Origin of the sequence: Pseudoalteromonas sp. UG3-2 (assembly GCF_037120705.1) — a bacterium.
GTDB lineage: Bacteria > Pseudomonadota > Gammaproteobacteria > Enterobacterales > Alteromonadaceae > Pseudoalteromonas.
This window is the reverse complement of sequence record NZ_JAWLJU010000002.1, coordinates 3,216,666-3,230,350: the sequence shown is the minus strand read 5'-3', so window position 1 is coordinate 3,230,350 and position 13,685 is coordinate 3,216,666. Positions and strand designations below refer to the sequence as shown.

Annotated in this window: 12 protein-coding genes; 1 reads left to right on the top strand and 11 read right to left on the bottom strand. The window is 46.4% G+C overall.

Features of this window, described 5'->3' with window-relative positions; all coding sequences use genetic code 11:
• Positions 1-28: 28 nt before the first annotated feature.
• The 11 genes from nusB to R3P39_RS17675 all read right to left on the bottom strand — a co-directional run bounded on the left by nusB (position 29) and on the right by R3P39_RS17675 (position 11,629).
• Positions 29-439 carry a transcription antitermination factor NusB gene (gene nusB, locus R3P39_RS17725; protein ID WP_336569120.1) on the bottom strand — a complete coding sequence of 137 codons (411 nt, stop codon included), beginning with the start codon at positions 437-439 and terminating at the stop codon, positions 29-31.
• Between the two features lie 11 nt (positions 440-450).
• Positions 451-915 carry a 6,7-dimethyl-8-ribityllumazine synthase gene (ribH, locus tag R3P39_RS17720; RefSeq protein WP_336569119.1) on the bottom strand — a complete coding sequence of 155 codons (465 nt, stop codon included), beginning with the start codon at positions 913-915 and terminating at the stop codon, positions 451-453.
• Positions 916-1,031: 116 nt separating this feature from the next.
• Positions 1,032-2,144, bottom strand: coding sequence for a bifunctional 3,4-dihydroxy-2-butanone-4-phosphate synthase/GTP cyclohydrolase II (gene ribBA, locus R3P39_RS17715; protein WP_336569118.1), 1,113 nt, complete (start codon positions 2,142-2,144; stop codon positions 1,032-1,034).
• Between the two features lie 29 nt (positions 2,145-2,173).
• Positions 2,174-2,830, bottom strand: coding sequence for a riboflavin synthase (locus R3P39_RS17710; protein WP_336569117.1), 657 nt, complete (start codon positions 2,828-2,830; stop codon positions 2,174-2,176).
• Between the two features lies 1 nt (position 2,831).
• The gene (gene ribD / locus R3P39_RS17705) at positions 2,832-3,947 is read right to left on the bottom strand and encodes a bifunctional diaminohydroxyphosphoribosylaminopyrimidine deaminase/5-amino-6-(5-phosphoribosylamino)uracil reductase RibD (protein ID WP_336569116.1); all 1,116 of its coding nucleotides are present in this window, start codon (positions 3,945-3,947) and stop codon (positions 2,832-2,834) included.
• On the bottom strand, positions 3,944-4,393 hold the full coding sequence (gene nrdR / locus R3P39_RS17700; protein ID WP_336569115.1) for a transcriptional regulator NrdR: 450 nt from the start codon (positions 4,391-4,393) through the stop codon (positions 3,944-3,946). The genes ribD and nrdR overlap by 4 nt, the downstream gene beginning before the upstream one ends.
• Positions 4,394-4,678: 285 nt before the next feature.
• Positions 4,679-5,935 (bottom strand): serine hydroxymethyltransferase, encoded by a 1,257-nt coding sequence (gene glyA / locus R3P39_RS17695; protein ID WP_336569114.1) that lies wholly within the window; start codon positions 5,933-5,935, stop codon positions 4,679-4,681.
• Between the two features lie 253 nt (positions 5,936-6,188).
• Positions 6,189-7,472: a threonine synthase gene (gene thrC, locus R3P39_RS17690; protein WP_336569113.1), complete on the bottom strand. Its 1,284-nt coding sequence runs from the start codon at positions 7,470-7,472 to the stop codon at positions 6,189-6,191.
• On the bottom strand, positions 7,472-8,410 hold the full coding sequence (gene thrB, locus R3P39_RS17685; protein WP_336569112.1) for a homoserine kinase: 939 nt from the start codon (positions 8,408-8,410) through the stop codon (positions 7,472-7,474). The genes thrC and thrB overlap by 1 nt, the downstream gene beginning before the upstream one ends.
• 8 nt (positions 8,411-8,418) lie before the next feature.
• On the bottom strand, positions 8,419-10,833 hold the full coding sequence (gene thrA / locus R3P39_RS17680; RefSeq protein WP_336569111.1) for a bifunctional aspartate kinase/homoserine dehydrogenase I: 2,415 nt from the start codon (positions 10,831-10,833) through the stop codon (positions 8,419-8,421).
• 430 nt (positions 10,834-11,263) lie between these two features.
• Entirely contained in the window at positions 11,264-11,629 is a 366-nt protein-coding gene (locus R3P39_RS17675; RefSeq protein ID WP_336569110.1) for a response regulator, read from the bottom strand.
• A 199-nt stretch (positions 11,630-11,828) separates the two neighbouring features.
• Here R3P39_RS17675 and R3P39_RS17670 point away from each other — a divergent pair, with 199 nt between their 5' ends.
• On the top strand, positions 11,829-13,589 hold the full coding sequence (locus R3P39_RS17670) for an ATP-binding protein (protein ID WP_336569108.1): 1,761 nt from the start codon (positions 11,829-11,831) through the stop codon (positions 13,587-13,589).
• Positions 13,590-13,685 lie beyond the last annotated feature (96 nt).

The window sequence follows — 13,685 nt, the reverse complement described above, 5'->3', positions numbered from 1 at the left end:
CCTAGGCCGGCTGTTCCTATAATCACACTTACCTGCGTATAAACTTAACGGCTTTATCTAGTACGCCATTAACGAACTTGTGACTTTCTTCAGCACCAAACATCTTCGCCAGCTCAATGCCCTCGTTGATGGCCACTTTGTATGGTACATCTTCGCGGAACTTAAGCTCATAAGCGCTTACTCGTAACACCGCAAGCTCGACCATATCGAGCTCAGCAAGTGGGCGTGCTAGGTGTGGTGCAATGACTTCATCCAATTGCTTTTGGTTTACCACCACACCACGAGCCAAGTCTTTAAAGTATTCGACATCAACTTTGCTGACGTCGTTCTCGATAAGCATTTGCTGTTCAATATCGGCAATTGGATTGCCACTTAGCTGCCATGAATAAATAGCTTGTAAAGCGAGTACACGTGCTTTGCGTCTAGCTGCTGGTTTCACTGAGATTCCTCTTAAATTTGCTCAAGCACGTTCACCATTTCCAGTGCACCAAGAGCAGCTTCGCCGCCTTTGTTGCCCATTTTGGTGCCCGCGCGCTCTATGGCTTGCTCAATGCTTTCAGTAGTCAGTACGCCAAAAGCCACAGGAACATCGTAGTCGAGTGAAACACTGGCTAAGCCTTTGTTTGACTCGTTAGCGACTAAATCAAAGTGAGGTGTACCGCCGCGAATAATCACGCCTAGGGCAATGATAGCATCATGCTCTTTTTTCATTGCAATGCGTTTTGCCGCCAGTGGTAGCTCTACAGCGCCAGGTACATATACAACCGTAATATCATCTTCACTCACACCGCCGGTGCGTTTTAATTCATCAACGGCGCCTTCTAACAAGCTGCTGCCAATAAAATCATTAAAGCGTGAAATGACAATGGCAAATTTTTTGCCTGGTGCGTATTTATTACCTTCGATTACTTTCATCAGATGTTCCTAATCAGTCTGAGCAATTGCCAAATTGAGGCGCATAATAACACAGTATTATGACATTCGCCTACTATCTCAGCGTAGACAATAACAATCAATTTGGCTGTGATTTTTTATTGCGGTTCTACGTATTCAACCACTTCGAGGTGGAAGCCCGACAGCGCGTGATACTTTTTCGGTAAGCTCATTAGGCGCATTTTTTGGATCCCCAAATCCGCCAAAATTTGTGAGCCCACCCCTACGGTACGCGAGGTGCCTTGAAACTTGCGGTAATTCACTTTTTCACCGGCATCTTCTGCGGCAAAGGCTTTAACCAAAGCTTCGATGTCTTCGCTGTGCTCTTGTTTACCTAAAATCACCAACACGCCATCGTGCTCGGCGATGTATTGCATGGCACTTGGCAAAGTCCAACTTCTGTCAGCACTGCGGTCTGAATGCAAAATATCATTAAAGGTGCTTTGCAAGTGCACTCGAACTAGGTTGGCAGCATCGCTTTTCACTTCGCCTTTAATCATGGCGTAGTGCAGTTGATTGTCGATGGTGTCTTTGTAAGTCACTAGATTAAACTCACCATATTCAGTCGGCAGCTTGCACTGTGCCACTTTTTCAATGGTGGTTTCATTAAGGTTGCGGTACTCAATTAAATCGGCAATGGTGCCAATTTTAATGCCATGTTCGTTAGCAAACACTTCCAATTGCGGGCGACGTGCCATGGTACCATCGGGATTGAGAATTTCGACGATCACCGATGACGGCTCAAGACCAGCAAGCCTGGCTAAGTCACAGCCTGCTTCGGTGTGCCCTGCACGGGTTAATACCCCACCTGGCTGCGCCATAATAGGGAAAATGTGCCCTGGTTGCACAATGTCTTCTGGTACTGCGCCTTTGGCAACGGCAGCCTGAACAGTGCGCGCGCGGTCAGCGGCTGAGATCCCGGTAGTGACTCCCTTTGCCGCTTCGATAGACAAAGTAAAGTTAGTGGAAAATTGCGCGCCATTCGACTTTACCATCAGCGGTAAGTTTAATTGCTCACAACGCTCCTGAGTCATAGTCAAACAGATTAAACCGCGGCCGTAGGTCGCCATGAAATTGATTGCGTCTGGTGTAATGTGTTCTGCCGCAATGATCAGATCACCTTCATTTTCTCGGTCTTCATCATCCATTAAAATCACCATTTTACCGGCTTTAATGTCAGCAATGATTTCCTCAGCAGTGTTTAAACTCATAGTTTTCCCATTTTGTACTTTGTCTTTGGCTACTTTATAAAGCCAGCTTTCGCCAATAAACTTGTTGTGAGAGTAGAACCGCTGGCTGCGCCTTGCTCGGCATGAATTAACCTTTCGAGGTAGCGCGCAATTTGGTCAACTTCAAGGTTGACCTTTGACCCAACCTGAAACCCCGCTACGGTGGTTTCTTGTGCCGTATGTGGCACTATGGTCAATTTAAATTTATTCTCTTCTACGGCATTCACCGTTAGGCTGATACCGTCAATAGCAACAGATCCCTTATAGGGGATGTATTTCATTAGCTCAGGTTTGGTTTCTAACCAATACTCCGTGGCTCTGGCATTAGGGTTAATCGCCACCACTTCAGCAACGCCATCGATGTGCCCGGAGACCAAGTGACCACCTAAACGCGAAGTCGGCTGTAGCGCCTTTTCAAGGTTCACCAGTTGACCTTTTTGGTATTCAGAAAACAGCGTTAGCGCCCGTGTTTCATTAGAGACATCGGCACGGAAACCGTCGTTAAACTTTGCCGTCACGGTCAAGCACACACCATTGGTGGCAATGCTATCGCCTAATTCCACATCCTGCATATCCAGTGACGAGCTAGAAATTCTGACAATTAAATCACCGCCTTGTAACTGTAGCTCGCTAATTTTACCTGTTGCTTCAACAATACCTGTAAACATATTACTTCTCTTTACTTGCGATGATTTTTATATCTGGGCCAATTTGGCTCACGGCATTAAATTGCAGCTCAGCGATGTCACTCATCTGAGTCAGTTCCGATGTATTAAATAACCCCCGCCCTGGACCTATGATTTTAGGTGCCAAATAAACAATGTATTCATCAATTAGGTTTTGCTCATGCATGGCACCACACAAAGTAGCTCCAGCCTCGAGCCACACGGCATTACATTGTTTGTCACCGAGCGTCAGCAAGATCGCCTGCAAATCCAGCTTTCCTGCCACTTCAGGTATAACAATTTGTTCTACGTAATGAGGCCAATCGTGTGAATTATCAATAGTACGACGGAAAATAACTATCGGTGCAGCAATTTGAAAAAACGCCAAGTCTGGGGTCAAACGATTCGCAGAGTCAATCACGGCGCGCAGCGGTTGGCGAATTTGCGTTAATGGATACTCTACTTGCGTGGCAAATTCACTGCGCACGTTTAATCGGGCATTGTCTACAAGCACGGTATCGGCGCCGCTGAGAATGGCGCAGCTTTGGGCGCGATGTTGTTGTACGTCCAGGCGAGCGGGCTCAGAGGTGATCCATTTACTTTGGCCATTATTCAGCGCCGTTTTACCGTCCAGTGAGGCCGCTAATTTACAGCTCACAAACGGCATTGCTGTTGCCATACGCTTTAAAAAACCACGATTAAGCTCTACCGCTTGCTGCTCTAACAACCCTGAAGCGGTGTCAATGCCAGCGTCTTGTAACATCGCCAGACCGCGCCCAGCGACTTCGGGGTTGGGGTCCACCATCGCGGCAATGACTTTGGCCACTTTGGCTTTGATCAGCCCCTCAGCACAGGGTGGCGTGCGGCCATAGTGACTGCATGGCTCTAATGTCACATAAGCGGTGGCCCCTTGGGCACGCGCGCCTGCCATTCGCAGTGCATGCACTTCAGCATGGGGCTCGCCTGCTTTCAAGTGCGCGCCTTCACCAACAATTTCATCGTTTTTAACAATCACGCAGCCAACATTGGGATTAGGACTGGTGGTAAACTGACCACGCTTTGCCAGCGCAATGGCGCGCTGCATATAGGCTTGGTCTTGTGGGCTAAACGACTGGCTCAATCTCCTAGCCTCGCAATTTCTTCGCCAAATTCACGAATATCTTCAAACGAGCGATACACAGAAGCAAAGCGCACATACGCCACTTTATCGAGTTTTTTTAATGACTCCATGATACATTCGCCAATCAAGTCACTGGACACTTCGCGCTCGCCAGTGCCACGAATTTGCGACTTAATTTTATGTACCACTTCTTCTATTTGTTCGGTGCTGACGGGACGCTTTTCTAGTGCCCGATGCATACCATTGAGAAGTTTGTCTTCGTTAAAAGGCTCACGCGAACCATCTTGTTTTATCACTCTGGGCATAAGCAGTTCAGCGCCTTCAAAGGTGGTAAAGCGCTCATGGCATAAAATGCACTCACGGCGGCGGCGAACTTGATGACCGGATGCGATCAATCTGGAATCGATCACTTTGGTGTCTTTGGCTGTACAAAATGGGCAATGCATAAGCGTTCTCGTTAACTAACCCCAGCTCTACAAAACTAAATAGGATGTTTATGCAGTCATCGCGTGTTAATGCGTAACGGCTTCATCGCTAACCAAACGAGGCTGGAATACCAGTGAGTGTTTGACTGAGTTTGGCCATCACTCGCCTTGACCAGCTTTGCCAACTGTTACTTTGAGCAAACAGGCAATTGGTTAGAGCGACCTTAATGAGAACCGGGCAAACAAAAAAGGCCGCTTAAATGCGGCCTTAATCATAACAAAAAAACTGCTTTTTTGTGTGCGATTTTATGCGTAAACCGGTAATTTAGCACAAATTGCTTTTACTTTTTCTTTCACTTGGGCCTGAACCGCTGGGTCGTTGATGTTATCTAAGACGTCACAAATCCAACCTGCAAGCTCTTTCGATTCCGCTTCTTTAAAGCCACGACGGGTGATAGCCGGCGAGCCGATACGCAGACCAGAAGTAACAAACGGTGAACGCGGGTCATTCGGTACTGAGTTTTTATTTACCGTGATATTGGCATTACCCAGTGCCGCATCTGCGTCTTTACCCGTGATGTCTTTGTCAATCAGGTCAAGCAGGAATAAGTGGTTATCGGTTTTACCAGAAACCACTTTGTAGCCGCGCTGTTGCAGTACTTCTACCATTGCCTGGGCATTTTTTACCACTTGGGTTTGGTATGCTTTGAACTCTGGCTCAAGTGCTTCTTTGAACGCCACTGCTTTAGCCGCAATTACGTGACACAAAGGACCACCTTGACCACCAGGGAAAACCGCACTGTTTAGCTTTTTGTAGATATCTTCGTCACCACAAGCTGAAATGATCAGACCACCACGTGGGCCTGCTAGCGTTTTGTGCGTTGTGGTGGTAACTACGTGGGCGTGAGGCACTGGACTTGGGTAAACACCCGCGGCAACAAGGCCTGCTACGTGTGCCATATCAACCAGTAAGTAAGCACCTACTTTATCAGCAATCTCGCGGAACTTAGCCCAATCAACAATACCTGAATAAGCAGAGAAACCGCCAATGATCATTTTTGGCTTGTGCTCAAGAGCTAATGCTTCAACCTGAGCGTAATCAATTTCACCGGTTTCTTCGTTTAGGCCATATTGAATGGCGTTATAGGTTTTACCAGAGAAGTTTACGTGCGAACCATGAGTTAAGTGGCCACCGTGTGCCAGGCTCATACCTAGTACGGTATCGTGTGGCTGAAGTAGCGCTTGGAAAACCGCTGCATTGGCTTGCGAACCTGCGTGTGGTTGCACGTTTGCGTAGGTTGAACCAAATAGTTCGTTAGCGCGGTCTATGGCTAATTGTTCAACCACATCAACGTGCTCACAACCACCGTAATAACGCTTACCTGGATAACCCTCAGCATATTTATTGGTTAACTGCGATCCCTGTGCTTCAAGAACACGTGGACTACAGTAGTTTTCTGAGGCGATAAGCTCGATGTGCTCTTCTTGGCGCGAAGTTTCCGCCGCAATCGCTGCATGTAGTTCAGGATCAAAATCTGCGATGTTCATGTTACGTTCTAACATGGTTTCTCCTAGGTAAACGTAAAGGTTTTAAAAGATGCTGAGGTGATAGCCACACTCATTCATCTGTAAAATTAGCATGGCCATATTTAAGCAGGGATTGAATTTATTTCACACCCCTATGGCGATGATATTTTTTTATTTAAACATTTAAAATTTTTATACAAAAACAGAAGTTTCATTAAAAATGGTAATATAGCGGTTAATGGGTTAGGTGAAAACGGGGTGCAAGCACCCCGTAGTTAGCTCGTGGCTGTCACAGTAACTTGGCCATCATGGCATCTTTTAACGCCGAGTAGTCAGCGCTGAGTGGCTCTGCTAAACACGGTTTTTGCAAGGCTTCAGCAAGCGCTTCAGGCATCTCAATCTCTTGATTTATAACATTTTCAACCGACTCTTTAAATTTTGCCGGATGAGCCGTGGCGAGAAAAATACCGGTTGCTTGTGGCTCACTGTCTCGTTGCAACCCTTCGTAAGCAATGGCCGTGTGTGGTTCAGCCAAGTAGCCCTGAGCCAGTAGCTCCAGCATAACTTCTCGAGTTCGCTGCTCTGACACCGAACATGAATAAAAGTCATGTTTGCTAAAATTCCCTCTCTCTAACATGGTTTCTACCCGAGGCCAGTTATTAGGTTTGCTCACGTCCATCGCATTGGACAGTGACTCTAATGTGGCGTTCGGTGCCCACTCACCAGAGTCAATATAACGCGGCACTGTGTCATTTTGGTTGGTTGTGGCACTGAGCTTTGCAATTGGCAAGCCAATGGCTGCTGCAATCATCGCCGCACAGACATTGCCAAAGTTACCACTGGGCACAGAAATGTGTATCTTGTTACGCTCAGCTTTAGGCAATTGCGCGAGTGCTTCAAAGTAATAACACACCTGTGCTAGCAGGCGACTAATATTGATCGAGTTTGCTGAATTGAGCCCCAGCTTTTGCTTTACCTCATCATCTAAAAATGCCGATTTAACCATAGCTTGGCAGTCGTCAAAGCTGCCATCTACCGCATAACAATGGATATTGCCACCAAGGGTAGTAAACAGTTTTTGCTGAGCCAAAGAGATTTTACCGTGGGGATAGAGGATCACCACATCCACGTTTTCTTTGTTATAAAAAGCGTGGGCAACGGCTGCTCCCGTGTCGCCACTGGTGGCCGTTAGAATAGTGACCCGCTCTCCTTGGCTAAACATGCCAATGCACTCTGCCATCAAGCGCCCGCCAAAGTCTTTAAACGCTAGCGTGGGGCCATGGAACAGCTCCAAACAGTATTGCTGTGCTGCAACTGGAACGAGTTTCGCAGGAAAGTTAAATGCATTTGCCACCAAACTGTTAATGCTATCGGCCGGTAGCTCATCACCAATGAGGTGTTGTAAAATTTTGCTGCTCCGCTCTACAAAGGGTTGCTCAAGCAAACTCTCGATGTCTGCTAATGGCGTTAACTGCTTTGGAAAAAACACTCCCTGATCACGGCCCAAGCCCACTTTTACTGCCTCAATAAATGACACCACTTGTTGTCTATCTTTTAAATTCTCTAATTTCATTATCCCTGCTCCCCCAATTCTCTTGTGCCTTTATTATCAAGTTGGCAAATATGACTAAACCCAGCTTCATTAATGTAGTGCTGCTGCAACCACGTTTGTGCTTGCTTAGCGCTATCCAATGAGGTGCATAGCGCAAACAGCGTTGGGCCGGCCCCAGAAATACTTACAAGCTCAGCAACATGGTTTTCAAGCGCTTGTTTTGCTTCATAAAAGCCAGGAATTAACGGCGCTCGTGCCGCTTCGGCAATGGTGTCTTGCATCATGCTCAGTGCTTCATCAAAGCGTCCGCTTTGCATAAGTACACAAAACCCAGACAGGCGTTGGGCAAACTCGATAGTATCGCCAAGCGAAACCTGCGAGGCCAATGCAGCACGTGCCTTGGCCGTATTCAAGGCAAAACCTGGGTAAGCAATAACAAAATACCAGCTGGCATTGCAGTCAAGCTGTAAGGCTTTGCCGGCAATGCAATCAGCAGTCAGCTGTAAGCCGCCTAAGTAACAGGGTGTGATGTTGTCGTAATGACGACCACCACTGACTTTCGCTTCAAAATCAGCCATAAGTTCTATCATCGCCTCGCGGGAAAGCTGAGTGTTGGCAAAGTCATTAAGCGCCGCAAACGCAGCCACCACAGAGCAGGCACTGGAGCCTAACCCCGAGCCCACTGGCAATCCTTTATGTAAGGTCATTGCCGCGGCTGGCATGGTGGGCGCTACCTGCTGTTTAAAGTGCTGCCAGCACTGATAAGCAAGGTTGTCTTCAGGCTGTGGAGAAAGCTTGTCAGCGTATGGACCAATACAGCTAAAGCTGTCTGTCGCGGCTGCTTCAATGCTCACCTGATCGCCCAGTAAGGAACCATCAATCGGCTGTATCGCAGCGCCCAGAGCATCAAAGCCGACACAGAAATTTCCCATCGAGGCAGGAGCATAAAATGTTTTCATCTTTACCTCTAGCGCGACAATGTTTTTAGAATATCAGCGAATACACCTGCTGAAGTCACTTCAGCTCCGGCACCATAACCGCGAATCACCACAGGTTTGGGCTGATAGTACTGACTAAGAATAGCCAAGGCATTTTCACCATCGCGAATATCATATAATGCATGGCATGCATCTACTGCTTCAATTCCGACTCGACACTTACCTTGCTCAATGGTGCCAACGTAGCGTAGCACTTTGCCCTCTCGGCTAGCTGCGGCGATGCGCTCTGCAAAGGCGGCGTCTAATTGCGGTAACTGCTGCATAAACTCATCGACACTGGCTCCTTTAGCAAAGCTATCCGGCAACACGGATTCGACCTCGATGTCCTCAAGCTCCAGTGCCAACCCTGACTCTCTGGCGATAATAAGCAGTTTACGCGCCACATCGGTGCCCGACAGGTCGTCGCGAGGATCTGGCTCGGTAAAGCCATTTTGTTTCGCTTTTTCCGTGGCTTGTGACAGGGTTAAGCCGTCAGACAAGACACCAAAAATATAAGACAATGAGCCAGATAAAATACCATTGAATGATAATAGCTCGTCCCCGGCGCCAAATAGTAACTTGAGGTTATCTAATACCGGCAGCCCTGCTCCAACATTGGTTTCATATAAAAAGTGGCGACGCTTATCCAAGGCAGCTTGTTGCAGCGCCTGATAATATTGATAAGAGCCGGTGTTGGCCTTTTTGTTTGCCGCCACCACATGAAAGCCGGCATTAAGAAAATCGAGGTAGTTGTCTGCAACCTGTTGTGAGGCACTGCAATCCACGATCACCGGGTTAATTAAATGGTTCTCCTTAACAAACTGACTTAACTTAGCCAAATCAAAACCCGTTTGCGCCTGCTGTAATGCCAATGACCAATTATCAAAAGGCACACCTTCACTGTCTAAATAGCACTTTGATAAGTTGGCAATGCCATACAGATTTAAACGAATGTTGCGCTGTTCAAGCCAAGTTTGCTGCTTATGAAACTGCTGCATTAGCTCTTGTCCCACCAAGCCACAACCTATTAAGAACACATCGATGGATGGCATGTGGGTGAAAAAGTTTTCATGACACACTTTTACGGCGTCTTGGCACAGCTCGCCGTCGACCACCGCAGAGATGGCGCTTTCAGTAGAGTCTTGGGCGATGGCGACAATGTTCACTTGAGCTTGCGCTAACGAGGCGAAAAACTTTGCGGCCAAACCTTTGTGTGCTCGCATGTTATCACCTACTAGCGTGACAATCGCCAGGTTCCTTTGCACTTCAATGGGGTCAATCAGCCCAGCTTGCGTTTCCAATTCAAAGGCGTGCTCTAATGCCTGTAATGCTAGGTCTAAATCTTGTTCATGAACACAAAAGCTAATACTGAACTCACACGAGGATTGGGTAATGAGGACGATAGAAACGTTATCGGCAGCTAAGGCAGAGAACACCCGTGCGGCCATGCCCACTTTGCCTTTCATGCCAGGACCCGCCACCGTTAGCATAGCTAAATTATCGAGGCTTGATAACGCTTTGACCGGGGCTTCTCCTCCCCCTTGAGCACAAATCACAGAGCCTGGAACGTCTGGCGCATGAGTATTTTTTATTTCACAAGGTACATCGGCTTTAGCGCAAGGGAGAATGGTTTTTGGGTGTAACACCTTAGCACCAAAATAAGACAGCTCCATGGCTTCTTTATAAGACAGTACGTCTACTTTCATGGCTTTTTTTATCAGTCTAGGGTCAGCACTGTATACCCCATCTACGTCTGTCCAGATTTGGCATACTTCGGCATCTAAACAGGCGGCAGCGACGGCAGCCGAATAGTCTGAGCCATTTCGACCCAGAGTTGTGAGCTCACCGGCTTCATTACTGCCAGTAAACCCAGCCATGACATAAAAGCGAGAGGCTTGCGAGCGTACCATTTCACTAAAGCACAAGCGACTAAGCTTAAGATCTACTTCGGCATCGACATAGCCCCCTTGCGTTTTAACACAAGCAACGGCATCCAGTGCAATGGCCTCGGCTTGCAACATCGTCGTCATCAAGGCCACGCTCACCCGCTCACCAAAGCTAATAACAAAGGCCTCAACTTGCTCAGGGCAATAACGTAATAGCTTGACCCCATCAAGTTGCTGTTTTAAAGCCGCAAAATCGGGCCACTGTAAAACGCTACCATAGTCTTGCTCAACTTGTTGGTAAAGCTGCTGACAACGGCTGGTTAACGCTTGCCATTGTGGCTCAAAGTCAGTGCCGCTAGCGGCAAGGGTTGCTAGCTCAACCAATTGATCAGTCATGCCACCCGGTGCCGATAACACCACAAGCCCTTGTTGACCCCCGTAATCTTTGACCAAAGCACTGACACTTTGTAAACAGGCATAATCTTTGAGGGACGACCCTCCAAATTTTAGTACTCGCATTATTTTCCTCATTCCTAAAAACAAAAAAGGCCTGTGTTCGAAGTGAACACAGGCCTTTTTTAAACTTGCACCGACCTATGCCACTATCCCGTTAGGATGGTGGTTGTAATAATGGTCGTAGTGATAATATTCGTTTTCATAATTCTAGAGTGCCTGATGATTAGGCTAGCTGTCAATACAGAAAATCAAAATAAATTATGCAAAAAACTCATGGTGTAAATAGAGCCCAACATAGATAATACCTAGCTAAATGGTTTCCTGCTCTATTTGATATTGCGAATGGGGTCGTTTGTTGATGACGAGAAGTTTAAGTCTGTACAGTGATAAGTGCCGCGTAAATACAAAGATCTATCGATATCGCTTTGTTATTGAATGAAAAGCTAGGGGATGAGCTGTAAGTTTATTGGGGGTGACAAGAGCCTATTCGGCGTTAACGAATACCATATTGATGCAACAACGACAGCAGTTGTTCGGCGTTTACCGGTTTCTCTAGAAAACCTAACGCCCCTAAGCTCTCTACTTTGGCTTTCATTTGCGCTTGAATATCAGCAGAAATAACCACCACATAGCATTCAATTTGCTGTGCTTTTATTGCCTCTAACACCCCGATGCCATCTAAAACCGGCATGGTTAAATCAAGACACAATAAGTCAATCTGTTGCTGCTGCAGTAATTGTAGCGCTTGCTGACCATTTTCTGCTTGAAAAACAGTCAAATCAAGGGCACGCTGAAGGTGCTTAACGACTTGTTTTCGAGCAACTGTGGAGTCGTCGCAAACTAGGACAGAATAACTCATAAAGTGGTCAGTCTTGTGTTGTTGTTAATAAAACAGTCATGAGACATAAATACCTTATAACACATAAACCCCACCTTAGTAAGTCGTTAAAAAACATATTTAATGAAGATATTTATTTATTTTTAACCGTTTATTGGCTAACTTTAACAACAGATCATCCCAAGGCAATAAACTTTACCGTAGGAGCTCAGCTAAATTCATGCTGCAAAAAAGCCTCTCAAAAAAATTGCTCACTAATGTGCTGTCGGTTTATTTCCTACTAACCTTTGTCGTCACGTGCGGTCAAGTAGTAGCTGAGTACGTCAATACCAAAGACTACATTCGTAATGAGCTAACTATGCTGCAAAAGACCTTCAGCCGCAGCTTAACCCGTGCAATTTGGGAACTCAATACCAAGCAAACCGTCACCACCGCCGAAGGGTTATTAGCCATTCCGATGATCGAAGGCATTATTGTCCGTGATGACAGCGGCGAAATTATTTCACAATTAGGTCGCTCATTGGATATTCATGAACTCTACAGTCAGCAACTTGTGCAAGAAGAAGCAATAATAGAAGACACCCCTTCTGGCTTATTTGGTTATACTTTCCCGCTGATATTTGAATTTTCTGGCCGCGCGACCCAAGTCGGTGATGTCACTTTGTTCTCGAGTCGCGAAGTGGTGTTTAGTCGCATTATGATATCGATCTATTTTTTGATCGGTAATGCCATGATAAAAACCACGTTTTTAATCATCTTATTCTTGATTGCATTTCGCAAACTGCTCACCGAACCATTAGGCGATTTAACCGAGCAAATTGAAGAGTTCGAGATCGACAACGTCGATGGTCACAAGATAGATATTGGCACCAATGAACGCAATGAATTAAAAATCATGGAAGAAGCGTTTAACAAGTTAATCGACAAGATTTCAGAGTACCGCAAAAAACTCGATCAAACGCAAAAAGAGTTGATGATCAGTAACGAAAAGCTCGATCAACATAACATTCAACTTGAGCAAGAGGTGGCTCGGAAAACCTCAAACCTCAGCCAAGCCATGATGGATTTGCAACAACAAAAATACGAGCTGGAAAAACAAAAGTTAACCTTAACCGAAGAGATCGACCTACGTAAGCAAACCGAGGAAGAGCTATTAACCAAGCAAAAAGAGCTCGAGAAATACGTAGACGAACTGAATATGGCGCAAGAGCGCTTAGTGGGCTCAGAAAAAATGGCAGCCCTAGGTGGCTTAGTGGCTGGTATTACTCACGATATAAATACCCCGGTTGGCATTGGTGTCACGGCAACCTCTTTCTTGCAAGAGCGCTTGGACCAATTAGAACAAGCCTATAATGGCAAAACACTGTCGCCAAAAGCACTGGAAGAGTTCATTAGTGAAGCGAAGCAAAGTACGAGCCTACTGACTACCAACCTAGACCGAGCATCGGAGTTGGTTGCCAGCTTTAAGCAAATTGCTGTGGATCAGGCCAGTGAAGCCGTAAGGAAGATTAACTTTAAGCAGTACCTCGGCGAGGTGATCCGCTCGCTTCATCCAAAGCTGAAAAAGACTCAGCACAACATTAATATCCAATGCCCTGAAGAGCTGACGTTAAATTTACCGGCGGGGGCAATAAGTCAGATCTTCACAAACTTAATCATGAACTCGTTGATCCATGGCTTTGAAGGCCAGAATCAAGGTCAGATTGATATTCTTGTGACAGAAGAAAATGGCAGCGTAAATATTACCTACAAAGACAATGGTAAAGGTGTTAGTAAAGCGCAGCTAGATAAACTATTTGACCCCTTCTTCACCACTAAACGCGACCAAGGTGGCAGTGGTTTAGGGACCCATATTACCCTGAACTTGGTAAAACAAACCCTTAATGGCGACATTGAAGTAAGCAGTGATGAAGGACAAGGGCTGACTTACCAAATCAGCTTCCCCAAAGACTTACAAAAGCCCATGTCGATGTTTAATTAAGTGACCACTGGGCGCAAACTCGCGGCGTTGGGGTTTGAGGCTGCGGCAGTCGTTTATATTAGGCGCCGCGGTAAAATAGCCCTATTTCCTGCTTGC